19 protein-coding genes are annotated in these 23,448 nt (G+C 61.3%); 4 read left to right on the forward strand and 15 right to left on the reverse strand.

The genetic code is table 11. The features are described 5' to 3' along the window. Positions 1-211: 211 nt before the first annotated feature. Together panB and ASD58_RS08270 are read left to right on the forward strand one after the other, a co-directional pair. Positions 212-1,054 (forward strand): 3-methyl-2-oxobutanoate hydroxymethyltransferase, encoded by an 843-nt coding sequence (panB, locus tag ASD58_RS08265; protein ID WP_057260642.1) that lies wholly within the window; start codon positions 212-214, stop codon positions 1,052-1,054. A 4-nt stretch (positions 1,055-1,058) separates the two neighbouring features. Beyond that, on the forward strand, positions 1,059-1,598 hold the full coding sequence (locus ASD58_RS08270; RefSeq protein ID WP_057260643.1) for a UPF0149 family protein: 540 nt from the start codon (positions 1,059-1,061) through the stop codon (positions 1,596-1,598). A 1-nt stretch (position 1,599) separates the two neighbouring features. Here the strand turns inward: ASD58_RS08270 and ASD58_RS08275 are convergent, their stop codons facing one another. From ASD58_RS08275 to ASD58_RS08290, 4 genes are read right to left on the reverse strand one after another with little or no spacing between them, the layout of a single operon-like run. After that, positions 1,600-3,090, reverse strand: a complete 1,491-nt coding sequence (locus ASD58_RS08275; protein WP_057260644.1) for an aldehyde dehydrogenase — start codon at positions 3,088-3,090, stop codon at positions 1,600-1,602. A 3-nt stretch (positions 3,091-3,093) separates the two neighbouring features. After that, positions 3,094-4,476 carry an aspartate aminotransferase family protein gene (locus ASD58_RS08280; protein ID WP_057260645.1) on the reverse strand — a complete coding sequence of 461 codons (1,383 nt, stop codon included), beginning with the start codon at positions 4,474-4,476 and terminating at the stop codon, positions 3,094-3,096. 10 nt (positions 4,477-4,486) lie between these two features. Further along, positions 4,487-5,857: a glutamine synthetase family protein gene (locus ASD58_RS08285; protein ID WP_057260646.1), complete on the reverse strand. Its 1,371-nt coding sequence runs from the start codon at positions 5,855-5,857 to the stop codon at positions 4,487-4,489. Positions 5,858-5,906: 49 nt separating this feature from the next. Next, positions 5,907-6,662 carry a gamma-glutamyl-gamma-aminobutyrate hydrolase family protein gene (locus ASD58_RS08290; RefSeq protein ID WP_057260647.1) on the reverse strand — a complete coding sequence of 252 codons (756 nt, stop codon included), beginning with the start codon at positions 6,660-6,662 and terminating at the stop codon, positions 5,907-5,909. A 115-nt stretch (positions 6,663-6,777) separates the two neighbouring features. Between ASD58_RS08290 and gabD the strand changes: the two genes are divergently transcribed. Further along, the gene (gene gabD, locus ASD58_RS08295) at positions 6,778-8,232 is read left to right on the forward strand and encodes an NADP-dependent succinate-semialdehyde dehydrogenase (RefSeq protein WP_057260648.1); all 1,455 of its coding nucleotides are present in this window, start codon (positions 6,778-6,780) and stop codon (positions 8,230-8,232) included. Between the two features lie 478 nt (positions 8,233-8,710). Here the strand turns inward: gabD and ASD58_RS08305 are convergent, their stop codons facing one another. Continuing rightward, on the reverse strand, positions 8,711-9,448 hold the full coding sequence (locus ASD58_RS08305) for a hypothetical protein (RefSeq protein ID WP_156401201.1): 738 nt from the start codon (positions 9,446-9,448) through the stop codon (positions 8,711-8,713). A gap of 5 nt (positions 9,449-9,453) precedes the next feature. Further along, positions 9,454-9,885: a hypothetical protein gene (locus ASD58_RS08310; protein ID WP_057260651.1), complete on the reverse strand. Its 432-nt coding sequence runs from the start codon at positions 9,883-9,885 to the stop codon at positions 9,454-9,456. A gap of 332 nt (positions 9,886-10,217) precedes the next feature. On the opposite strand from ASD58_RS08310, the gene ASD58_RS08315 reads away from it, so the two are divergent. Continuing rightward, on the forward strand, positions 10,218-10,574 hold the full coding sequence (locus ASD58_RS08315) for a hypothetical protein (RefSeq protein ID WP_057260652.1): 357 nt from the start codon (positions 10,218-10,220) through the stop codon (positions 10,572-10,574). A gap of 362 nt (positions 10,575-10,936) precedes the next feature. Here ASD58_RS08315 and ASD58_RS08325 read toward each other — a convergent pair whose 3' ends face one another. The 9 genes from ASD58_RS08325 to ASD58_RS08365 form a co-directional block, all read right to left on the reverse strand. Beyond that, a complete protein-coding gene (locus ASD58_RS08325; RefSeq protein WP_057260654.1) occupies positions 10,937-12,475 on the reverse strand; it encodes an FAD-dependent monooxygenase in 1,539 nt (512 codons plus the stop codon). Between the two features lie 222 nt (positions 12,476-12,697). Beyond that, on the reverse strand, positions 12,698-13,066 hold the full coding sequence (locus tag ASD58_RS08330) for an Imm10 family immunity protein (RefSeq protein WP_057260655.1): 369 nt from the start codon (positions 13,064-13,066) through the stop codon (positions 12,698-12,700). Between the two features lie 7 nt (positions 13,067-13,073). Continuing rightward, positions 13,074-14,444 (reverse strand): glutamine synthetase family protein, encoded by a 1,371-nt coding sequence (locus tag ASD58_RS08335; protein WP_057260743.1) that lies wholly within the window; start codon positions 14,442-14,444, stop codon positions 13,074-13,076. Between the two features lie 36 nt (positions 14,445-14,480). Next, positions 14,481-17,165: a nitrate reductase gene (locus ASD58_RS08340; RefSeq protein WP_057260744.1), complete on the reverse strand. Its 2,685-nt coding sequence runs from the start codon at positions 17,163-17,165 to the stop codon at positions 14,481-14,483. 4 nt (positions 17,166-17,169) lie between these two features. After that, on the reverse strand, positions 17,170-18,384 hold the full coding sequence (locus ASD58_RS08345; RefSeq protein ID WP_057260656.1) for an NAD(P)/FAD-dependent oxidoreductase: 1,215 nt from the start codon (positions 18,382-18,384) through the stop codon (positions 17,170-17,172). After that, positions 18,381-18,731, reverse strand: coding sequence for a nitrite reductase small subunit NirD (nirD, locus tag ASD58_RS08350; RefSeq protein WP_057260657.1), 351 nt, complete (start codon positions 18,729-18,731; stop codon positions 18,381-18,383). The genes ASD58_RS08345 and nirD overlap by 4 nt, the downstream gene beginning before the upstream one ends. An 11-nt stretch (positions 18,732-18,742) precedes the next feature. Then, positions 18,743-21,265 carry a nitrite reductase large subunit NirB gene (gene nirB, locus ASD58_RS08355; RefSeq protein ID WP_057260658.1) on the reverse strand — a complete coding sequence of 841 codons (2,523 nt, stop codon included), beginning with the start codon at positions 21,263-21,265 and terminating at the stop codon, positions 18,743-18,745. Continuing rightward, positions 21,262-22,563, reverse strand: a complete 1,302-nt coding sequence (locus ASD58_RS08360; RefSeq protein ID WP_057260659.1) for an MFS transporter — start codon at positions 22,561-22,563, stop codon at positions 21,262-21,264. Before ASD58_RS08360 ends, nirB begins: the two co-directional genes overlap by 4 nt. A 253-nt stretch (positions 22,564-22,816) precedes the next feature. Then, on the reverse strand, positions 22,817-23,446 hold the full coding sequence (locus tag ASD58_RS08365) for a methyl-accepting chemotaxis protein (RefSeq protein ID WP_200951586.1): 630 nt from the start codon (positions 23,444-23,446) through the stop codon (positions 22,817-22,819). Positions 23,447-23,448: the final 2 nt, after the last annotated feature.

Consider the following 23,448-nt stretch of genomic DNA (forward strand, 5'->3'; position numbering starts at 1 on the left):
GTCAAAGACCTGGAACCAACGTCGAAACCGAAAGACCGTTGGGGGTCTGACCCTTGGGTCTGACCCCGGTTTACCGGTTTAGAAGCAAACCATCTTCATGACTGTGGCGTGGTACGGACACCCGAAGAACTGCTCTAACAAGTCCTGGCTGATTGCAGCATTCGGATTCAGCCGCAGTTAGAATATCGCTTTTCGAATTTAAGGACATACCATGTCTGGCAACCTGCAAAACCCTTACCCGGCGCCTGCGCGTGCCGTCCCTACCAAGGCGGTCACGATCCCTTCGATCAACGCCTTGAAGGCAGCCGGCGAAAAGATCACCATGCTGACCTGCTACGACGCCAGCTTCGCCTCCCTGATGGACGGCTGCGGCGTGGAAGTGCTGCTGATCGGCGATTCGCTGGGCATGGTATGCAATGGCCACCAGTCCACCCTGCCGGTGACCGTGCAGGAAATCGCCTACCATACCGCCGCCGTCGCACGCGGCGCGAAAAACGCGCTGATCCTGGCCGACATGCCTTTCGGCTCCTACGCCACGCCGGAACAGGCATTCAACAACGCCGTGCAACTGATCCAGGCCGGTGCGCACATGGTGAAGATCGAAGGCGGCGCCTGGGTTGCTGAAACCGTGCGCTTCCTGGTGGAGCGCTCGATCCCTGTTTGCGCCCACCTGGGCCTGACCCCGCAGTCCGTGCACACGCTGGGCGGCTATAAGGTGCAAGGCAAGACCATCGAAAGCGCCGAACTGCTGAAACAGGACGCGCTCAAGCTGCAGGCAGCGGGTGCGGCCATGGTGGTGCTGGAAGCCATTCCCACCGCGCTGGGCAAGGAAGTCACCGACATGCTGTCGATGCCGACCATCGGTATTGGCGCCGGTCCTGATTGCTCGGGCCAGGTGCTGGTGATGCACGATATGCTGGGCGTGTTCCCAGGCCGCAAAGCGCGCTTCGTGAAGAACTTCATGGAAGGCCAGGTGTCGATCCAGGCAGCGGTGAAAGCCTACATCGACGCCGTCAAGGGCGGCACTTTCCCGGCAATTGAGCACTGTTTCTGACGCCATGAGCAAGCCGCTTGAAGACGACGAGTACGAACGGCTCGATGAACTGCTGGCCGCAATGGGCCCGCAGAGCATGGACGTGGCCAAGCTGGAAGGCTTCCTGACCGCGCTGATGATTGGCCCGTCCGAAGTAGCGCAGGAAACGTGGCTGCCCGCAGTCTGGGGTGGCGCGGCCGGCAGCGACGAAGCTGCCGCGCTGGCCTTGCGTCATCACGACTACATGCGCGTGTGGATGCAAAAAGACCCGGGCAGCTTCGAGCCAATCTACGAATGCGGAGGCAGTTGGACCGTGGAGGCGTGGTGCGAAGGCTTTATGGCCGGCGTCGCTATTGCAGCCGATGCCTGGGGGCCGCTACGCGCCCAGCAGCCCGCACTGCTGGTGCCGTTCCAGGCACCGCTGAATCCCGCCAGGTTGCCGCAGTCGGTCATCAAGATCAACGAATTCTTCCACGCACCGCAGCCTAAGGTGACCAAGGCCGGACGCAACGATCCCTGCCCTTGCGGCAGCGGCAAGAAATTCAAGAAGTGCTGCGGCGCTTGACTTAAACCTGGATCCAGGTGGTTTTCATTTCGGTGTACTTGTCGAAGGCATGCAGCGATTTGTCGCGTCCATTGCCTGATTGCTTGTAGCCGCCGAACGGCACCGTGATATCGTCGCCATCGTACTGGTTGACGTGCACGGTGCCCGCCTTCAGCGCACGCGAGGTGCGGATCGCTTTCGAAATATCCGACGTCCACACCGCTGCGTGCAGGCCATACGGCGTATCGTTCGCTTGCTTCACTGCTTCGTCGAGATCACGGAACGACAGCACCGACAGCACCGGTCCGAAAATTTCCTCCCGCGCGATCTGCATGGTGTTTTGCACGCCGTCGAACAGCGTTGGCTCCACATAGAACCCACCAGTCTCCTTGCGCACAGCATTGCCGCCGGCGAGCAGCTTCGCGCCTTCGTCGCGGCCCGCGTCGATATAGCCCATCACGGTCTTCATCTGGATCGAATCGACAATCGCACCCATGACGGTCTTTTCGTCGAGCGGATCGCCCGGTGCAAAAGAAGGCACCATGGCCAGCGCCTTTTCCAGGAATTTGTCCTTGATCGACTCCTCAACGAACAGGCGCGAGGGCGCATTGCAGCTCTCGCCCTGGTTGAAGTAGATCGAGCCGACTGCCGCGGCAACAGCGGCGTCAAGGTCGGGGCAATCGGCGCACACGATGTTGGCCGACTTGCCGCCCAACTCGGTCCAGGCGCGCTTCAGGTTCGACTGCCCGGCCATCTGGATGATCTGCTTGCCCGTGCGCGTGGAGCCGGTGAAGCCGATGCAGTCCACGTCCATGTGCATGGCCAGTGCGGCGCCGGCCTCGTTGCCGTAACCCGGCAGTACATTGAAGACGCCTGGCGGGATGCCGGCTTCCACCGCCAGTTCGGCCAGCCGCAGCGCCGACAACGGCGACTTCTCGGATGGCTTGAGCACCACGCTGTTGCCCGCTGCCAGCGCCGGCGCGATTTTCCACGCCGCCATCAGCAGCGGATAATTCCACGGCACGATGGCAGCGACCACGCCGACCGGCTCACGCGTAATCAATGCCAGCGAATTACCCGGTGTCGGTGCAATCTCGCCATACACCTTGTCGATTGCTTCGCCGTACCAGCGGATGCAATTCGCGGCAAGCGACACATCGACCACCTGGCTGTATTTGATTGGCTTGCCCATGTCGAGCGTCTCGAGCAGCGCCAGTTCATCCTTGTTCTGCATCATAAGGTCGGCGAACTTGACCAGCACACGCTTGCGCTGTGCCGGTGCCTGGCTCGCCCAGCGGCCGCTGTCGAAGGCACGGCGTGCCACGGCGACCGCCTGGTCGACATCGGCCGCGTCGCAACGCGCCGTCTGCGACAGGTAGCGGCCATCAATGGGGGACAGGTTGTCGAACTTGCGCTCACCGCGCGCCCAGGTGCGCTCACCGTTGATGAAAGCGCGTCCGTCCAGCGTCAGCATCTTGGCACGCTCGTGCCAGTTGATCGATTCTTTTGCCATGGCTTACATCCATCCTCTCTGCTGCAGGTCCGCATAGGTATCGTCGAGGCAGCGCCGGATCAGGGCTACCATTTCATCGATCTGTTCACGCGTCATCACCAGCGGCGGCGCTATGATCATTCGGTCACCGACCGCACGCATGATCATGCCGTTGTTGAACATATAGCCGCGGCATATCATGCCCACTTCAAGTTTCGGGTCGAAGTATTCGTGCCCGTGGATGGTAGGCCCCTTGCGGCGCACCAGGTTAAGGCCCGCGACAAAGCCGCAGCTATTGGCGTAGCCAACCAGCGGATGCTCGCCCAGCGTGGCAAAACGTTGCGCGAGGTAGGGGCCGGTGTCCTCCGCCACGCGCTGCACCAGCTTTTCCTCTTCGATGATGCGGATCGTCTCCAGCGCCGCCGCACAGGCGACTGGATGGCCGGAATATGTAAAGCCGTGCGCAAACTCGCCGCCCTGCCCGATCAGCACCTCGGCCACGCGCTCCCCAACCAGCACCCCGCCAAGCGGAATATAGCCCGAGGTAACGCCTTTGGCGAACGTGATCAGGTCCGGCTTGAAATCGAAGTATTCGCAAGCGAACATGCGGCCAGTACGGCCAAAACCCGTGATCACTTCATCCGCGATCAGGAGAATGCCGTATTTGTCACAGATGCGCTGGATCTCCGGCCAGTAGCTGCGCGGCGGGATCACCACGCCGCCGGCACCCTGGATAGGCTCGCCGATGAAGGCCGCCACTTTCTCCGGGCCGACGTCGAGGATTTTCTGTTCCAGCCACGAAGCAGCCTCGATGCCGAATTCGTCCTCGGTCATGCCGCGCCCGGATTCAAGATAATTCGGCTGGCGGATGTGCACGATGCCCGGGATCGGCAAGCCGCCTTGCGCGTGCATGCCCTCCATGCCACCCAGTGAGGCCCCGGCCATGGTGCTGCCATGATAGGCGTTAAAGCGGCTGATGATGGTATGCCGTTGCGGCTGGCCCTTCAAGTCCCAATAACGGCGCACCATGCGCACGTTGGTGTCGTTCGCCTCGGAACCGGAACCGGTAAAGAACACGTGCTTGAAGCCCGGCGGCGCAATCTGCGCCAGCTTGGCGGCCAGGGTCACAGCCGGCACATTGGTCGTGTTGAAGAAGCTGTTATAGAACGGCAGCGTCTCCATCTGGTCGAACACGGCCTGCGAAATGCTGTGCCGGCCGTAGCCCACATTCACGCACCACAGGCCGGACATGCCGTCCAAAATCTTCTTGCCTTCCGAATCCCACAGGTAGATGCCTTTCCCGCGCACCATCACCCGCACACCACGTTCACCGAGCACCTTGTGGTCGGTGAAGGGATGCATGTAATGCGCATGGTCGCGCGCCTGGATAGTCTTGGTGTCATCCATGATCGCCTCCTCATACGTGCAGCAGCAGGTGCTCGCGCTCCCACGGACTGATGACGGTCATGAATTCCTGGTGTTCCAGGTCCTTGATGGCAGCATACACATCGATGAAACGCTCGCCCAGCACGAAGCGCAGCTTATCCTCGGCGCGCAGGATGCCCAACGCCTCCGGCAAGCCTTGCGGCAGCTCGTACTTCATGTCGTAGGCACTGCCCATGGTTGGCGCAGTCGGCTCCAGCCCTTCGGTCATGCCAAGGTAGCCGCACGCCAGCGTGACCGCCAGCGCGAGATAGGGATTGGCGTCGGCACCGATGATGCGGTTTTCCACGCGCCGGTCCTGTACACCCGCTTCCGGCACGCGGAAGCCGACGGTGCGATTATCCATGCCCCACTGGATATTGATCGGCGCCGCAGTGTGACGCACCAGCCGGCGATATGAATTCACATAGGGCGCCACGATGGCCAGGGCGCTGGGCATATAGCGCTGCAAGCCGCCGATATAGGCTTTGAACAGTTGCGATGGCGAGCCATCCTGGTTGCTGAAGATGTTCCAGCCGCTGCGCGCATCGACCACGCTCTGGTGGATGTGCATCGCCGATCCCGGCTCGCCCGCCATCGGTTTGGCCATGAAGGTGGCGTACATGTGATGCTTCAACGCCGCCTCGCGCAGGGTGCGCTTGAAGAAGAACACCTTGTCGGCCAGGCCAAGCGGCTCGCCATGCAGGAAGTTGATCTCCATCTGGCCGGCGCCGATCTCGTGGATCAGGGTATCCACGTCCAGGCCCATCAAGTCGCAATAATCGTAGATGTCTTCGAACAGCGGGTCGAACTCGTTCACCGCGTCGATGCTGTAGACCTGGCGGCTGGTTTCGGCCCGGCCGCTGCGGCCAATCGGTGCCTTCAACGGCAAATCGGGATCGGAATTCTTGTCGGTCAGGTAGAACTCCAGTTCCGGCGCAACGACAGGCTTCCAGCCCTTGTCTTCAAACAGTTTCAATACACGCCGCAGCACTGAGCGCGGGGCGAAATCAACCAGGCGGCCGTCGCTGAAATAGCAGTCGTGGATCACTTGCGCCGTCGGGTCGGCTGCCCACGGCACCATGGTGATGGTGGTAGGGTCGGCCTTCAGGATCATGTCGCGGTCGGTGCTGGAAATGGCGCGGTCGTAGGCATCATCCTCGGTCGGATAATTGCCGGTGACAGTCATGCCGAGCACCGCTTCAGGAATGCGCATGCCGCGCTCCTGGGTGAATTTGCCGCGCGGGAGAATCTTCCCGCGTGCGACGCCGGTCAAGTCAGGGACCAGGCATTCGATTTCGGTGACTCGCTTGTCATTGAGCCACTCGTCCATGTCGGTGTAACTGAAATTTTCGCGGATTGCCATAGCTTCCTCTCAGGTAGTTTGAAAAACAGCACTACTGAAGGAAAGCCACCTAAGGAATGCGATCCCTATGCACGCGGCACGCGAGACCGAATGCGCTGAACATGCGCATGGAATCGTGGTTCTCCTCGACGCGCCATTCCGGGTGCCATTGCACCGCCAGCGCAAACGAAGGAGAAGCCGCGATGGAGAAGGCTTCGATCAAGCCATCGTCGGAAATGGCTTCGACGTGCAGGCCGGGCGCCAGGCGATCGATGCCCTGCCCGTGCAGCGAATTCACTTGTATTTCGCTAGCACCATCGAGGATATGCGCCAGCAGACCGCCCTTTTCCAGCTTGACGCTGTGGGCAGCCGCGTATTGCTGCTCCAGCGATTGGGTCTTGTCTTCGCGATGGTCAAAGTAGCCTGGCACGGTGTGGACGGCCTGGTGCAGCGTGCCGCCCAGCGCCACATTCACCTCCTGGAAGCCGCGGCAGATCGCCAGGATCGGGATGCCATGCATCAGCGCTGCACGGATCAGGGGCAAAATGGTCGCATCGCGCGCCGGGTCCAGAGGCAGCGAGGGATCCAGCGTCTCCTGCCCATACAGGCTTGCCTGCACATTGGAGGCAGCGCCGGTCAGCATGATGCCATTGGCGATGCCGAGCAGGCTTTCAATATCGGTGTTGTCGCCCAGTGGAGGGACCAACAACGGCTGGCAGCGCGCTCCCACAGCCACCGCTTCAACGTATTTGTTTTGAGCGGCGTAGCTGGGATGGGGGCCTTTATTCTGACTGCAGGCGGGGACCAGTACGATGGGGCGGCGCATGTTTAGTTTTTTCGGTAACTATCAGTGTGCAGTTTGATCTTATTCCCAATTTGGGAATGTGGCAACAGTACAGCGTGATACCCGGTATACTGGATTTTTGCTTCGGAGGTGAATCATGCTGACCCTGAAAGATCCCAGCCTTCTGCGCCAACAGTGCTATATCGCTGGCCAATGGTGCGATGCCGACGGGGGCGCATCAATCAGCGTCTCCAATCCCGCGACCGGCGAAACGCTTGGCAGCGTGCCGAAAATGGGCGCCGCCGAAACGCGCCGCGCGATTGAGGCGGCCAATGCCGCGTGGCCCGAGTGGCGAAAAAAACCGGCCAAGGCGCGCGCCGCTATCCTGCGTAAATGGAATGACCTGATCCTCGCCAATGCCGACGACCTGGCCGCGCTCATGACAGCGGAGCAAGGCAAGCCGCTGGCTGAATCCAAAGGCGAGATCGCCTATGCCGCGTCCTTCATCGAATGGTTTGGCGAAGAAGCCAAGCGTATTGCGGGCGAAACCCTGGCATCGCCATGGCCGGACAAGCGCGTGTTGGTGACGCGCGAGCCGATTGGCGTGTGCGCAGCGATCACACCGTGGAACTTCCCTGCTGCGATGATTACCCGCAAAGCAGGTCCTGCACTGGCAGCTGGCTGTCCAATGGTGGTGAAACCGGCGGAACTTACGCCTTTCTCAGCACTCGCCTTGGCCGTGCTGGCGGAACGCGCCGGCGTTCCCGCTGGTGTGTTCAGCGTCATCACCGGTGCCTCGCGCGAGATCGGCGGCGAGATGACCTCCAACCCGGTCGTGCGCAAACTGAGTTTCACCGGTTCCACTGCGGTCGGCCGCCTGCTGATGGAGCAATGCGCGCCAACGATCAAGAAGCTGTCGCTTGAACTGGGCGGCAACGCGCCCTTCATCGTATTCGACGATGCGGACCTGGACGCGGCAGTGGAAGGCGCTATCGCCTCCAAATACCGCAACGCGGGCCAGACTTGCGTGTGCGCGAACCGCATCTATGTGCAGGATGGCGTGTACGACTCGTTCGCATCAAAGCTGGTCGAGGCGGTACGCAAACTCAAGGTCGGCAATGGCGCCGACGACGGCGTGACACAAGGCCCGCTGATAGAAGAGAAGGCCGTCGTCAAAGTGGAAGAGCATATCGCCGATGCGCTTGGCAAGGGCGCACGCTTGCTGTTGGGCGGCAAGCGCCACGAACTTGGCCACAGCTTCTTCCAGCCTACCGTGCTGGCCGACGTCGGCGCAGGCATGCTGGTGGCGCGCGAAGAAACCTTCGGCCCACTCGCCCCGCTGTTCCGCTTCAAGAGCGACGAGGAAGCGGTGGCGCTGGCCAACGATACGGAGTTCGGGCTGGCCGCCTATTTCTACTCGCGTGACATCGGCCGCATCTGGCGCGTGGCGGAAGGACTGGAAAGCGGCATGGTGGGCGTGAACACTGGCCTGATCTCGACCGAGATCGCGCCCTTCGGCGGCGTCAAGCAATCAGGCCTTGGCCGCGAAGGCTCGACGCACGGCATCGACGATTACCTTGTGATCAAATACATCTGCATGGGTGGCATTTAGGGCATTGCATCAGTTTGAATATGATTGCCTCAAATAGTTCAAGAGCCGTTTTGACTTATCGTTCGTAGCACAAGTACTGTTGATGACGTCTTGTACTGCGGACGGTCCAATTCGTTTAACAGCCTTGCAATAGTCCTCAGCCTCTCGCGGGCAGAACTGAAGACTTAAAAGTTCCACCGTTTTATCAACCAGGCTGGCCCGTTCATGTGCGGACAGAAGTTCGATGCGCTGCTTTAGAGCTCGAGCTATTCCACTCTTAATGAGTTTTCCAAACGGGAGGTGCGGGTCTGTCACGATGATTCGACACCCAATGCGTGCGGCCTCCTGGTCGCCACTCTTGATGTGCCGCGCAATATTTTCGCAGGCGTGCGAGATGCGAATACCAGGATGCTCGATCCTGGGTACTGGTTCGTAGGACACCAGCGCCAAGCCCAGAAATGTCTCCAAATTTTCCAACGTCTCGATGTGTTCCATTTGCCTAATTTGGTGAGCGGACGGCAATGTCGTTGCCCACATCGGTTTTTAACATGGCAATTCCGAGCGTATCTTCATAAGATCCAAAGCAGCATAGCCGTCCATACTGGCTGAAGGAGTACATCGCAACGACGTCGGGGTCACGTTCCAGTTCATCTGGTAGCGGGTGAAGCACTCGGCGCTTGTACAGGTGACTCTTAACCAGATAATCGACCTGGCGGACCGACATCGCTGAATCGTTGGAACCGGGAGCCCAAACGCGGGAAATTCGAAACGCATTGTCGTCTTGCGCCAGTTCGGCAACAAATGCGAGCGTGCCAGTCCAGCTTCGGCAGAAATAAACGCGGTTATCGTAAAGATAGATGTCCCATTTTTCTTCCATCACCGCAGACTTGAACAAGATCCCATCGCGTGTTTCCCCACCAAATGCATATGAGAGAAGACACGGTATCTCGACGCCATCTTCGGGAAGAGTATCGCGTAGTGCCTGGCCGTCCTCCGATCGCAGCGCAAGGAAGGACCTGGCGACGTCTTGATCTTTCGTTGTTGAAAGCATCGAACTGGTAAAGCCATAACAGTCGAACCCTTCAAGAACAAATGGATTCTCCGGGTCTTCCTTTGTCAGCCACCGAACCAGCGGACGTTCTTCGCTCTGGGAAGATTCGACGACGGGCTGCGTCACTTCCGGCTTTGGGTTTACAGGCGAGGAATTACGAAATATGGAAAGAAGTTTCTTGATCATGACTATCACTGATTTTTTTCATCGATCGCAGCAGGCTGGCTTGCTGACCACGCATCCCAATACGCTTTGCTGGCGGCGAAGAGTTCGTTGGACGATATTTCTTCGCCAGTGTCCAAATGGATTGAGGCTGACTCATAAGCGATGGCAAGGGAACCCATGACGCAGTTCACAACCACAGGGCTCGCATCCTGTTCAACGCTCACAATTTCAGGGCCCAACGCTACGATCCCGTTGAAGTCAGTGATCGGCGTTGAGTCATATTCTCGATATGTAAGTTGGCTGCAATTGACCAAGTCGATTCTGAATCCAGTTCCCTTGCCGGGAAATTGCTGACGCAAATATCTGATCGAAACCTCGATTGATACCGCCCCTGGGATTTCTCCACATATGGCATCGATCCCGCCATCATGCAGTAGTCCCCAAAACTCAACTTCCATATCTATTCCGCGAAAGATTGTTTACGTTGACCATGCAACGCACTGCAGAAGTTCGAGTACGCCGGCTTCCGCGTCGGTACCGTGTTCCGCAGGCGACGTGCTGCGCACTTTGAACGTTCCTGTGTCCAGGAATACGATCAGCAATTGAGAGCTAAGCGACTGCCGCTTTTCTCCAATGATGTCAGTATATTCGAACGTGATCAGCGTTGCGCTGTACGCCTTGCCTCTTGCTGTAGTCGGCAAGCGCTGGGGCGTAGGCCCTGACGGTACTGCGGCGATAATCTGCACATTGCGCAGGGAATTTCTCCCACTGCTGGAAGTCAGCAATCTCTATGGGATACCTGGTGGTCTCCTGGCTGGCGGCAGTTAGTGAAACGATGGCCAGGCTGAAGCACACCAACAAGGGAATGAGCTTTTTATTCATATGGATCTTTAGTCTTTTCATGCCAGGAGTGGCTACACCAGAAGCATTGCTTTGCCCGTCGCGTGCGAAGGATGCGATTACAGGCCGGGCAGCGATTGATGAATATTTTGTCGCCACAGTCCTGCAGCACCCGTCCGCAAGCGCGAAGGCGAAAGGCATCGACTCCATCACTCAGGGCCGCAATAATGTCACCTTGTTAAGCGCCGTGGTGACGTCAAAGGTTCCCCCTTCGCTCAAGGCGGAAGCTTCATTGTGCAAGGCATAAGCCAAGTGAGCTGCAATGCGAACATCAGTTGGCGCACCATTTTCGCTACCGAGATAAGGGCTCAACAGAACACGAATCTCGTAAAGCGCGTTTGCTATCAATTGTACTTGGGCGCTATCGGTACCCATCCTCAGTCAGAAATCCTCAGTAGCTGCATACCATCAATCCCGTAGTCATCGGTGGCACCGGAATCCGTTACGACGAAACCCGCACCAGCTGGTGCCACCTGACGTTGGCGCCCCGTGTGACTGCAAAGGAATGCGCTGAGAGCTAAAGAGATCCAGCTAATCAGCGGAAACAGCAATCCGCCAATGAGGATGGCATATGACATTGTTGAATGTGCCAAGCAAATTAGCAATATATCATGTGGGTATGGAGAGAGGCTTGCCAAACCATCTGGAAGTGCAATCGGTCGCGTCCATGTCGTTGCTGCCGGAATCACTGGCCCAGGCGACGATACCGTCAGGACGAATCAGCAATGCGGTCAAACCCAATCGCTCCTTCGCGTCGATCGCGACGTAACGAACGCGGTCATCCAAACGACCTGCAAGTGATTTCAATGATTCGCATCCGTCGAAATCGAGCAGTACGCCGTGCCCAGTCTGAAGGTGCGCGTTCAGCCTGGTGCCGTCGATCAGTTCAAAGTCTGGCGCGCTACGGCCCACCAGCGGATGGGTATCACCGAGGTCGTAGCGGGACTCGACACCCCAAACGCGCCCCGCGAAATAGGTGGCACCGTCACGCGTTTGCAGCAGGTCGCGCATGATCGCTTCCAGCGCGCGCGAGCTTGGGCTGGGACGCATCAGCGCCACCTGCGCGCGGGACCAGTCGAGGACCCGTGCACCTTCCGGGCGCCGTTCGCGCTCATAGCTATCCAGCAGATCGACGGGAGCAGTTCCGCGTATTGTCGCTGCCAGCTTCCAGCCCAGGTTCATCGCATCGCCAAGGCCCAGGTTCAAGCCCTGCCCGCCCAGCGGCGAGTGTACGTGTGCGGCGTCACCGGCCAGCAACACGCGGCCCTTCCTGTATTCGCTTGCCTGGTAGGCGCGATCCGTCCAGGTCGTGGCGAGTTCAAGCTCCGTTACGGTAACGCTGGTGGCGGAAATCTTGCGCAGTACCTTCTCGACATGTTCACGCGTGATTGGTACGGTACGGTGAAAAGCGCCGCCGTCAAAATCAACCAACCCAATAGTGCCGGGTGCTCCGTAGGTGTACATGCCCTTCGCGGTGTAGTGGCGACCAGGTTTGAGCATGCCCGACTCAGCGAGCTTGAGCTGGACCGAATAACCAGTGAATTCGGGATCAGTACCGGCGAAGCCGATGCCTGCCGCCTTGCGCACGGAACTGCGCCCACCGTCGCAGCCGACAAGCCATTGTCCTTGAAACTCCCGGCCTCCAGCAAAGACGGTTACACCTCCATCAGACTGCGTGAAAGTATCGACGCCGCAGCCGCGTAAAATCTCGACACCCAATTTCTCTGCACGGTCCGCGAGGACTGCTTCGATGCTGGCCAAGTCCGAAGCAACATTGCTGACCGGTCCTTGCAAGCGGTATGGCCACTGCGAGCTGTCTACCTGGTCATGAAAGAACTGTATGCCGGCGAAATGACCCGCGGGACGGCGCGTTTGCTGCATCCAGTGAGCTGCCGCAGGCGAGCTGCGAGAGACCGCGCGCTCCTCGATTGGGCGCAGCAGGTCGCGACGATCAAGGCTCTCAATGGTTGATACCGAAAGGCCCCGCAGGCCGAAGGGAAGTTCTTTAAGCGGCGTACTGGGCGCTGGTGCCAGTTCGAGGACGATCACTGAGCAACCAGCCAGCCGCAACTCGCAAGCGAGGAACAGGCCTACCGGGCCAGCGCCGGCGATCAAAACGTCATGGGATTGGGTACGGGGGATATGCATGTCGAGGCTCCATTGTCGATGTTCGACCGGAGCGTTCCCAAGCCTGGATTCCGCACGGACGAACACTGGACGCCAGATGGCGTCAAATATTCGTCGCGGGGATCTCATGCAAGGGCCAAAGACCAGAGCTTTCGTTACCGAAAGGACTTGGGCTTACCAAACCAAGTCTGCCTTTTCCGACAGGCGGACTATAGCATCGGTGCAAAAAGACGGTCAAGAAGCTTAAAGCACCTCGACGCGCCCATGCTCGACGATGTGTGCCAAGGCCTGCGACATCGCTGCCAGCGCGGGTTTGCTCAATGTGAATGAAACGACAATCTCCGACATGCCAATCCAATCGGCGCCCGTGGAAGAAAGACGGAAGCGCACGGCGTCGCGCAGTATCTGGACGCGTTCAATTCCTCCGTAACAGCTTTTCGATTGGTCCTTGAATTCTACGTAGTGGATATTGAGGCCCTGCTGCCCCATCACATTGTCGACGTCGCGTTGAACAAGGAAATAGGTTTTCTGCGCGGGGTCGATAAACCCTACCGTCCAGATGCCGTCCACTGGGGTTGAGGATATCTCGGAGGCGAAGAAGTTGAAGTTCATGGTTGGCCTAGACATGTAGTAACAGGTGCTCACGCTCCCAGGGGCTGATCACACGCATGAATTCCTGGTGTTCGAGTTCTTTCACGGCAGCGTAGACGTCGATGAAGCGTTCGCCCAGCACCTGGTGCAGTTTCTCTTCTGCTCTGAGCGCGCGCAAGGCTTCCGGCAAGCCCTGGGGCAGTTCGTATTTCAGGTCATACGCGCTGCCTGCGGTTGGTGCAGTCGGTTCGATCTGCTCCGTCATCCCGAGATAGCCACAGGCCAGTGTGACCGCCAGCGCCAGGTAAGGGTTGGCGTCTGCGCCAATAATACGGTTTTCGACGCGTCGATCCTGCACGCCTGATTCCGGCACGCGGAAGCCTACGGTGCGATTGTCCGTCCCCCACTGGATATTGATCGGCGCGGCGGTGTGCCGCACCAAGCGGCGGTAGGAATTCACATAAGGTGCGGTGATTGCCAGCGCAGCAGGCATGTAGCGCTGTAGCCCTCCGATATAGAATTTGAACAGTTGCGATGGGGCGCCGTCGGCGTCGCTGAAAATATTCTTGCGGGTGCGCGCGTCGAGCACGCTCTGGTGCACATGCATTGCCGATCCGGGCCCGCCGGCCATGGGCTTGGCCATGAAAGTGGCGTACATATGGTGCTTGATCGCTGCCTCGCGCAAAGTACGCTTGAAGTAGAACACATTGTCGGCAAGGCCCAGCGGCTCGCCGTGCAGGAAGTTGATCTCCATTTGGCCTGCGCCAATCTCGTGGATCAGCGTGTCGACATCCAGACCCATGATGTCGCAGAAATCGTAGATGTCTTCGAACAGCGGGTCGAATTCGTTGACGGCGTCGATGCTGTAGACCTGGCGGCTGGTCTCGGCGCGGCCGCTGCGGCCGATGGGCGCCTTCAGCGGCAGGTCGGGATCCGAGTTCTTGTCAGTCAGGTAGAACTCGAGTTCGGGAGCAACGATGGGACACCAGCCCTTGTCCTCGTAGAGCTTGAGCACCCGCCGCAGCACGGAGCGCGGCGCGAAATCGACCAGGCGCCCGTCGGAAAAATAGCAATCGTGGATGACTTGCGCGGTGGGGTCGGTGGCCCAGGGCACCATGGTGATAGTGGTGGGATCGGCCTTCAGCACCATGTCGCGGTCGGTGGGCGAGATGGCGCGGTCATAAGCGGCATCGTCGGAAGGCGAGTTACCGGTGACGGTCATGCCGAGCACCGCCTCCGGGATGCGCATGCCCCGTTCTTCGGTAAATTTAGCCCTCGGCAGTATCTTGCCGCGCGCGACGCCGGTCAGGTCCGGCACCAGACATTCTATTTCGGTGACTCGTTTATCGTTGAGCCACTCGTCCATGTCCGTGTAGGTAAAGTTGTCACGGATTGCCATGATGCGCTCCCATGACAACTCTACCACAGGCAGTTTTTACGCGGTTTCCTCCACTCGGACCTCGCTCAGCAGCTTTTTCAGCTCGGGCACGCAGGAGCCGCAGTTGCCGCCGGCTTTCACGCAGGCGGTAATCTGCGCCGGCGTGGTCAGGTCCTGCTCACGGATAGCTTTGCAGATGGTATTGCGGCCGACACCGAAGCAGGAGCAGACCGTTGGGCCGGCATCGGCGCCGGCTGCGATCGGACGGCCGGCCAGCAATGCTGCGCGGTCGGCCATTTCCAGTTGCGGTTTGTCGAACAGGCTGGCCAGCCATTGACGGGCCGGCAGGTCGGGCCGCGCCGAGATGAAGATGCATTGCGCGATGCGGTCGTCGACCAGGTGCACGCCGCGGAATACGCCGGAGGTGCGGTCGGCGTATTCGAGCCAGTCGGCATCATCGTCCTTGATGCCGAGCAGTTGGCGCGCCCAGGCGCCGAAGTCTTCGATGGTGTTACGGCCGGCCAGCTCGTAGCGTTGGAATTCTTTTCCTTGCACCCTGGTCCAATAGGCCAGCGCGTCGAGTTGCAACGCGTCGCGGCTCAGGATGAAGCCGTGCCACTTCACCGGGAAACGGTCGATGATTACCGGCGTGTGCTTGAATTCCGGCTCGCCGGAGACCGGGTCGACCACCGGGTTCACCACAGCGCCGACGCGGGCGTCGGAGGCGGTCTGGTTGTTCCAATGGATCGGCACGAAGGCGCTGCCCCGTGCGATGCCGCCGCCGTGCTGCACACGGGCGATCATGCTGCCCCATTGGCTCGATACGCGCGCCAGCTCGCCTTCCTTCACGCCGCACAGCAGCGCGTCTTGCGGGTGCATGTCGATGAAGGATTCGGCGATGTGGTCGGCCAGCTTCGGCGCACGGCCGGTACGGGTCATGGTGTGCCAGTGGTCGCGCACGCGGCCGGTGTTGAGCGTGATCGGGAATTCGCCGTCTGGCAGGTTGGCCGGGGCGCGCGGCACCGTGGTCACGAAGCGCGCGCGGCCGTCGGCGTGCGAGAAGCGGCCGTCGGCAAATGGGCGGGTCACTGGCGGTGCGCTGGCAGCGGCGATCGCCGGCCATTGCGTCGGCGGCAGGGCGTCGTAGGCGGATTCGCCCAGTGTGGCGAGGGCGCCGATGTTGAAGGCGCGCGGCAGCTCGCTGTCGCTATTGCGCCAGGCGCTGAGGCGGGCGTGCTCGGTGAAGATTTCGGCGGCGCTGGCGTAGCCGAAACCGTCGTAGCCCATGCGCAGCGCGAACTGCGACAGGATCAGCCAATCCGCCCTCGCCTCGCCCGGCGCAGGCAGGAAGGCGCGCTGGCGCGAGATGCGGCGCTCGGAGTTGGTGACTGTGCCATCCTTCTCGCCCCATGCCAGTGCCGGCAGCAGGACATCCGCGTAGGCATTGGTGTCGGTGTCCTGCACCACGTCGGATACCACCACCAGTTCACAACGTTCAAGCGCGCGGCGCACCTGGTCGGCGTTCGGCAGGCTGACCACCGGATTGGTGGCAATCACCCACACCGCCTTCACACGCCCGGCTTCGATCGCTTCGAACAGGTCGACCGCCTTCAGGCCCGGGCGCGAGGCAATGCGTGGCGACTCCCAGAACGCCTGCACGGCGTCGCGGTGGGCGGCGTTGTCCAGATCCAGGTGCGCGGCCAGCATGTTTGCCAAGCCACCCACTTCGCGTCCCCCCATGGCGTTGGGCTGGCCGGTGATGGAGAAAGGGCCCATGCCCTGCTTGCCGACGCGGCCGCCGATCAGGTGGCAGTTGATGATGCTGTTCACCTTGTCGGTGCCGGCGCTGGACTGGTTGACGCCCATCGAGAAGCCGGTGATCACCTTCGCGGTGGCTGCGAAGGATTCGTAGAATTCCATCAGGTCCTGCAGGTTCAGGCGGCAGGCGCGCGCCACTTCTTCCGGCGTCAGCGTGGCGACCGCCAGCGCATCTTCGAGGCCGCTGGTATGGGCAGCGACGAAACCCGGATCGACGGCGCCAATGCGCGACAGGTAGCTGAGCAGGCCGTTGAACAGCCACACATCGGTGCCGGGCTTGATCGGCAGGTGCAGGTCGGCCAGCTCGCAGGTGGCGGTGCGGCGCGGGTCGACCACCACGATCTTCATGTTGGGACGCGCTTCCTTGGCGCGCGTCAGGCGCTGGAACAGGATCGGGTGGCACCAGGCCAGGTTGGAGCCGACCAGCACCACCATGTCGGCATGGTCGATGTCTTCATAATTCACCGGCACCACGTCTTCGCCAAAGGCGCGCTTGTGGCCCGCTACGGCGGACGACATGCACAGGCGGGAATTGGTGTCGATATTGGCGCTGCCGATATAGCCTTTCACCAGCTTGTTGGCGACGTAATAGTCCTCGGTCAGCAACTGGCCCGAGACGTAGAAGGCCACGGCATCCGGACCATGCTCGTCGATGATGGCGCGCCATTTGTCCGCCACGTGGTCGAGCGCTTCGCCCCAGGCTACGCGCTGCAGCGAGCTGTCTCCTTTCCGGTCGCGCATCATCGGATACAGCAGGCGCCCTTCCAGGCCAATCGTCTCCCCCAGCGCGGAACCCTTCACGCACAAGCGCCCCTGGTTGGCGGGATGCGCGGCGTCGCCGGCAATATCGAATCCGCCATCAGCACGCGGCGTCGCCGTGACACCACAACCAACACCACAATAGGCGCACGTCGTCTTAATCATGAATTCACGCAGCCTGCGCGCAAAGCGCCTGCCCAAACAAGAGATGGTTGCGCATCGACGAAATGTCGGTGCGGTTCTGGATCAGGTCGAAGTACCATGGACCGTCCTGCACGTCGCCGTACAGCACCGCGCCGGTGATGCGGCCGCCGTCCAGCACCAGGCGCTTGTAGACGCCGCGGCGCGGATCGCGCAGCACCAGGTCTTCGCTTCCCTCGCCGCCCATGAAGTCGCCGACCGAATACAGGTCGACGCCAGTCACTTTCAGGCGGGTCGGCGTAACCTGCTGCACATAGCGGCGATGGCCGGCGCCTGCCAGGTGGGCGGCGCAGACGCGTGCCTGCTCCCAGATCGGCGCCACCAGGCCGAAGGTGGCGCGACGGTGCTGCACGCATTCGCCAACAGCGTAGATGCGCGGGTCGAAGCTTTGCAGGGTGTCGTCCACCACGATGGCGCGTTCGCAATGCAGGCCGCTGCGGCGGGCCAGTTCGATGTTCGGGCGCACGCCGGCGGTCATCACCACCAGGTCGGCCGGAATCTCGCTGCCGTCGGCAAAGCGCACGGCAGTCACGCGGCCGGTGCCGACGATTTCGCTGGTCTGCGCTTCCATGCGGAAGACCAGGCCTTTCGCTTCCAGCGCTTTTTGCAGGAGCTGCGCGGCTGGCTTGTCAAGCTGCTGGTTCATCAGCGCGTCGGTCACGTGCACCACGGTGACCTGCATGCCCTGGCGCAGCAGGCCGTTGGCCGCCTCCAGGCCGAGCAGGCCGCCGCCGATCACCACCGCGTGGCGATGGTTGCGCGCCGCTTCCAGCATCGACTCCACGTCCTGGATATCGCGGAAGGCCAGTACGCCTGGCAGTTCGTGGCCCGGTACCGGGATGATGAAGGGGCGCGAACCGGTAGCCAGCAGCAGACGGTCATAGCGCACTTCCAGGCCGGAACGGGCACGCACCAGGCGGCGCTTGCGGTCGATGAATTCGACCGGGTCGCCAGCATGCAAGGTAATGCGATTCTGCTCGTACCACTCGCGCGTGTTCAGCATGATGTCGTCGACCGTCTTCTCGCCCGCCAGCACTGGCGACAGCAGGATGCGGTTGTAGTTGCCATGTGGCTCGGCACCGAAGACGGTGATGTCGTACATGTCCGGCGCGAGCTTGAGCAGCTCCTCGACCGTGCGCATGCCGGCCATGCCGTTGCCGACAACGACCAGGGCGGGCTTCATGCCCCGACCCAGACCTTTCCGCCTTCGATGCGTGCCGGCCAGGTTGGCACCGAGTGTTCCGGCGCTTCCAGGCATTCGCCCGTTTGCAGGTCGAAGTGATGCTTGTAGATCGGCGAGGCGACTACCAGGCGTTCGCCCAGGTTGCCGACCAGGCCGCGCGACAGCACGCTTGCTTCCGAATTGGGGTCGTAATTGCCGATGGCGAAAACGCGGCTGTCAGCACCGTCGTTCATGCGGAAGACGGCAACTTGCTGGCCTTGCAGCAGTGCGCAAACGCCGGTGTTGGGGACGATTTCTTCCACGCCGCAAACGGCGGTCCAGGCAGAGGCTTGGGTATCACGGTGCATGGTTTTTCTCCTCAGGCGATGGCTTTGATCGGGATCAGCTTGCGTTCTTCCACGGTGGCAGGGCGGATCTGTCCGCGCTCCTCCATGAAGACCACATTGCTGTCTGCTTCCGGGCTGTTGACGAAGTGGCGGAAGCGGGCCCGCGTTTCCGGGTTGTTCACGGCTTCCTTCCATTCGCAGGCGTAGGTGTCGACCACGCGCTGCATGTCTTGTTCCATTTCGGCGTTGATGCCCAGCTTGTCCTTGATGATCACGTCTTTCAGGTAATCCAGGCCGCCTTCCAGGTTTTCGCGCCAGGTGCTGGTACGCTGCAGGCGGTCGGCCGTGCGGCTGTAGAACATCAGGAAGCGGTCGATGTAGGCCACCAGGGTTGCCTTGTCCAGGTCGGACGCAATCAGTTCGGCGTGGCGTGGCTTCATGCCGCCATTGCCGCACACGTACAGGTTCCAGCCTTTTTCAGTGGCGATGATGCCGACGTCCTTGCCCTGCGCTTCGGCGCACTCGCGGGTGCAGCCGGACACGCCGAACTTGATCTTGTGCGGGGTACGCAGGCCCTTGTAGCGGTTTTCCAGTTCGATCGCCAGGCCGACGGAGTCGTCCACGCCGTAACGGCACCAGGTGGAACCGACGCAGGACTTCACGGTCCGCAGCGACTTGCCGTAGGCGTGGCCGGTTTCGAAGCCGGTGGCAATCAGTTCTTCCCAGATCGCAGGCAGTTGCTCGACGCGGGCGCCGAACAGGTCGACGCGCTGGCCGCCGGTGATCTTGGTGTACAGACCGTATTTCTTGGCCACCTGGCCAACCGCGATCAGGCCTTCCGGCGTCACTTCGCCGCCCGGCATGCGCGGCACCACCGAGTAGGTGCCGTCTTTCTGGATATTGCCCAGGAAGTAGTCGTTCGAATCCTGCAGGCTGGCATGTTCCTTCTTCAGCACGAAGTCGTTCCAGCAGGTGGCAAAGATGCTCGCTGCCAGCGGCTTGCAGATGTCGCAGCCCAAGCCCTTGCCGTGACGTGCCAGCAGGTCTTCGAAGGACTTGATCTGGCCGACGCGGATCAGGTGGAACAGTTCCTGGCGCGAGTGCGGGAAGTGTTCGCAGACGTGGTTGTTCACGTCCATGCCCAGCTTCTTCATTTCCGCCTTCATGATCTGCGTCACCAGCGGCACGCAGCCGCCGCAGGAGGTGCCGGCACCGCAGCATTTCTTGATAGCGCCGATGCTGGTGGCGCCGCCGGCGACGGCGTCACAGATGGCGCCTTTCGATACGTCGTTGCAAGAGCAGATCTGGGCACCGGCCGGCAAGGCGTCTACGCCCAGGCCTGGCTTAGCCGCACCATCGGATTGCGGCAGGATCAGGAATTCCGGCGCCTCCGGCAGTTCGATCTTGTTCAGCATCATTTGCAGCAGAGTGCCGTATTCAGCCGCATCGCCCACCATCACGCCGCCCAGCAGGAATTTTCCGCAGTCGGAGACCACGATCTTCTTGTATACCTGCTTGCGCTCGTCGGTGAACTGGTAGCTGCGCGCGCCGTCGGCCTTGGCATGCGGGTCGCCGATGCTGGCCACGTCCACGCCCATCAGCTTCAGTTTGGTGCTCATGTCGGCGCCGGTGAATTCGGCGGAGCTGTCGCCGGCGATATGGCGCGCGGTGACGCGGGCCATGTCGTAGCCCGGGGCCACCAGGCCGAACACCTGGCCGTTCCACAGTGCGCATTCGCCGATCGCGTACACGTCCGGGTCGCTGGTCTGGCACTGGTCGTTGATGGCGATGCCGCCGCGCGGGCCGACTTCCAGGCCGCATTCGCGGGCCAGGTAGTCGCGTGGGCGGATACCGGCGGAGAACACGATCATGTCGGTGTCCAGCGAGGTGCCGTCGGCAAACTGCATGCGGTGGGTGCCGCTTTCACCGGCCACGATGGCGGTGGTGTTCTTGCCGGTGTGGACGGTCACACCCAGGTCTTCGATCTTCTGGCGCAGCACGCGGCCGCCGCCGTCGTCGACCTGCACGGCCATCAGGCGCGGGGCGAATTCAACGACGTGGGTTTCCAGGCCCAGGTCTTTCAGCGCCTTGGCGCATTCCAGGCCAAGCAGGCCGCCGCCGATCACCACGCCGGTTTTCGAGCGTGCGCCGCATTCCTGCATGGCTTCCAGGTCTTCGATGGTGCGGTAGACGAAGCAGTCCTTGCGGTCCTTGCCTTCGATCTGCGGCACGAACGGGAAGGAGCCGGTGGCGATCACCAGCTTGTCGTAGGACAGCACTTCGCCGCTGTTGGTGGTGACGGTGTGCGCGGCGCGGTCGATGGCCACAGCGCGGCCGTTCAGCTTGAGCACCATGTCGTCGCGGTCGAAGAAGCCTTCTTCCACCAGCGACAGTTCTTGCGCGCTCTTACCGCTGAAAAATTCCGAGAGGTGCACGCGGTCGTAAGCCGGGCGTGGTTCTTCGCACAGGATGGTGACCTGGGCGCTACCCGCCGGCAGCGATTTCAGGAACTGGTGGCCAACCATGCCATGGCCGATGACGACGATCTTCTTCATGCTGCTGCTCCTGCAATTGCATTTTCTTTGACGGTGGATTCGCTGAAGCGTGCGGCCAATGCGCACAGGGCGGAGACGGCGACGAACACGCCAAGGATCCACAGGGTTTGCTGGGTACTGCCGATGCCTTTCAGCAGGAAGCCTGCTGCCACGGCGCCCACATTGCCACCGGCGCCGATGATGCCGGCCACGCCGCCCAGGGCGCGCTTGTCGACGAATGGCACCAGCGCATAAGTCGCACCGCACGCCATGTGGGTGAACAGGCCAAACACCAGCATGGCGATCACCGCGAAGGCCACGCTGTCGGCCTTGGAGAAGAACATCAGGCCGACGCCTTCGCCGATCATCATGGCGAACAGCAGGGTGACGCGGCTATTCAGGCTGCCGCGTGCAGCGGCCTTGTCGGACACATAGCCGCCCAGTGCACGGGCGAACAGCGCCAGCAAGCCGAAACTGCCCGCTGCCAGGCCGGCTTGCGGCAGCGTGAGCTTGAAGGTGTCGACGTAATAAGTAGCGGCGATATTGTGGATGAAGATCTCCACGCCGAAGCAGGCGCCGTAGGTCACGAACAGCAGCCAGACGCGGTAGTTGGCAGCGGCCAGCTTGAAGCTCGACCAGCCGCCCTTCTTGCCGCCTTCCAGTTCGATGCCGGCGGCGCGCAGGTCAGCGTAATTACCGTCCGGGCAGTCCTGGGTGAAGCGGTAGTAGACGAAGGCCATGACCAGCATCAGCACGCCCGGCACCACCAGGGCGGCGCGCCAGCCCATGGTCTCGTTCACGCCCAGCATGACCATGGCGGCCATGATCATCGGCATGGTGGACTGCACCACGCCGCCGCCAGCATTGCCCCAGCCCGCGGCTGCCGCGTTGGCAGTGCCCACTACGTTTGGCGCGAACATGACCGAGGTGTGGTACTGGGTGATCACGAAACTGGCCCCGACTGCGCCGATCAGCAGGCGGAAGAACAGGAAGCTCTCATAGGTCTGCGCCGCGGCCACGCCCAGCACCGGGATGGCGCCCAGCAGCAGCAGGCCGGTGTACGCCTTGCGCGGGCCGTAGCGGTCGCACAGCGGGCCAATCACCAGGCGCACGATGATGGTGATTGCCACGGCGGCGATATTGATGTTGGCGATCTGCGCCGGGGTCAGGCCGAATTCGCCCTTAATTACAGGCATCAGTGGTGCGCAGGCGAACCACGCGAAGAAGCAGATGAAGAAGGCCATCCAGGTGAGGTGGAAGGCACGCATCTGCGGCGTTGAGAACGAAAACAGTTTGATGCTGGTCGCTTTGCTGGCCATGTCGTTATCCCTGAAAACAAAAAGGCGTCCGCACAGCCGCACCTATCGAAGGTTGCGCTGCGCGGACGCCGTTGTCCGGTTTTGCCGATCCTCCGTTAGATCGACCCTTTACCTATGCTTTGCAAGAGCTGTGCCAGCCTCTCGTCAGGGGCAAACGGGGCTGGCCGGCCCCGAAAAAAGGGATTTTCGCCATCTGGCGGTGCACCGCGCCCAACTATGGTGCACCGCAATAGCGCACGCGCTGGTGCATCCCTCAGGCGTTGGCCGCCTGCAGCGCGGCTTTGACCATGTCGTCGATTTCCGTGGTGATATTCGACAGCACGCCGGCTACCACGGCGAATTCGCGCCCCGCATGACCGGCCCGCGCTGCCACTACGCGGGCGTTGAAGGTCACCATCCTGGCCTGGCGGGCAATGGTCTCGATTTCCGTGATCACGCCGCGCAATTGCTTTTTCATTAGCACGGCGTGCTTTTTGGACTGTTCTTCATAGATGGCGGTGATCTGGTTCAGCACTGCCAGCACGGGAGTGGCGGTAGCCACCAGCTGCTCCAGCGCCGGCCCGGCCTTGCCGCTGTCCAGCGCGCGCTGCGCCAGCTCGATGAAGGCGGCAATCTGGCGCGCGCCGTCGGGGCGGCCGTAATACGCATCCTGCAGTTCGGCACAAAAGATGCCGGGCAGCGCAGCGCTGCCATTCAGCAGGGTGTGGTGGGCGTCGCGGAACAGGGCCAGGGCGTCGCGCGCGGTCCCGGCGGCGCCGTCCTGCCCCTGGGCGGCCAGCACTGCGTACAGCACCAGCCTTTGGGAAGTGAACCGGCGGCGGCCGGACAGGTTGATCAACGCTCCGAACACTTCGCCCGACAAGGGCTTGGCCGCTTCCTGCATGG

Source organism: Duganella sp. Root1480D1, assembly GCF_001427305.1.
Lineage (GTDB): Bacteria > Pseudomonadota > Gammaproteobacteria > Burkholderiales > Burkholderiaceae_D > Rugamonas.

Coding starts and splice junctions, on each gene's coding strand:
- panB (WP_057260642.1), top strand. CDS start 212: ATGTCTGGCAACCTGCAAAACCCTTACCCGGCGCCTGCGCGTGCCGTC.
- ASD58_RS08270 (WP_057260643.1), top strand. CDS start 1,059: ATGAGCAAGCCGCTTGAAGACGACGAGTACGAACGGCTCGATGAACTG.
- ASD58_RS08275 (WP_057260644.1), bottom strand. CDS start 3,090: ATGGCAAAAGAATCGATCAACTGGCACGAGCGTGCCAAGATGCTGACG.
- ASD58_RS08280 (WP_057260645.1), bottom strand. CDS start 4,476: ATGGATGACACCAAGACTATCCAGGCGCGCGACCATGCGCATTACATG.
- ASD58_RS08285 (WP_057260646.1), bottom strand. CDS start 5,857: ATGGCAATCCGCGAAAATTTCAGTTACACCGACATGGACGAGTGGCTC.
- ASD58_RS08290 (WP_057260647.1), bottom strand. CDS start 6,662: ATGCGCCGCCCCATCGTACTGGTCCCCGCCTGCAGTCAGAATAAAGGC.
- gabD (WP_057260648.1), top strand. CDS start 6,778: ATGCTGACCCTGAAAGATCCCAGCCTTCTGCGCCAACAGTGCTATATC.
- ASD58_RS08305 (WP_156401201.1), bottom strand. CDS start 9,448: ATGATCAAGAAACTTCTTTCCATATTTCGTAATTCCTCGCCTGTAAAC.
- ASD58_RS08310 (WP_057260651.1), bottom strand. CDS start 9,885: ATGGAAGTTGAGTTTTGGGGACTACTGCATGATGGCGGGATCGATGCC.
- ASD58_RS08315 (WP_057260652.1), top strand. CDS start 10,218: ATGGGATACCTGGTGGTCTCCTGGCTGGCGGCAGTTAGTGAAACGATG.
- ASD58_RS08325 (WP_057260654.1), bottom strand. CDS start 12,475: ATGCATATCCCCCGTACCCAATCCCATGACGTTTTGATCGCCGGCGCT.
- ASD58_RS08330 (WP_057260655.1), bottom strand. CDS start 13,066: ATGAACTTCAACTTCTTCGCCTCCGAGATATCCTCAACCCCAGTGGAC.
- ASD58_RS08335 (WP_057260743.1), bottom strand. CDS start 14,444: ATGGCAATCCGTGACAACTTTACCTACACGGACATGGACGAGTGGCTC.
- ASD58_RS08340 (WP_057260744.1), bottom strand. CDS start 17,165: ATGATTAAGACGACGTGCGCCTATTGTGGTGTTGGTTGTGGTGTCACG.
- ASD58_RS08345 (WP_057260656.1), bottom strand. CDS start 18,384: ATGAAGCCCGCCCTGGTCGTTGTCGGCAACGGCATGGCCGGCATGCGC.
- nirD (WP_057260657.1), bottom strand. CDS start 18,731: ATGCACCGTGATACCCAAGCCTCTGCCTGGACCGCCGTTTGCGGCGTG.
- nirB (WP_057260658.1), bottom strand. CDS start 21,265: ATGAAGAAGATCGTCGTCATCGGCCATGGCATGGTTGGCCACCAGTTC.
- ASD58_RS08360 (WP_057260659.1), bottom strand. CDS start 22,563: ATGGCCAGCAAAGCGACCAGCATCAAACTGTTTTCGTTCTCAACGCCG.
- ASD58_RS08365 (WP_200951586.1), bottom strand. CDS start 23,446: ATGCAGGAAGCGGCCAAGCCCTTGTCGGGCGAAGTGTTCGGAGCGTTG.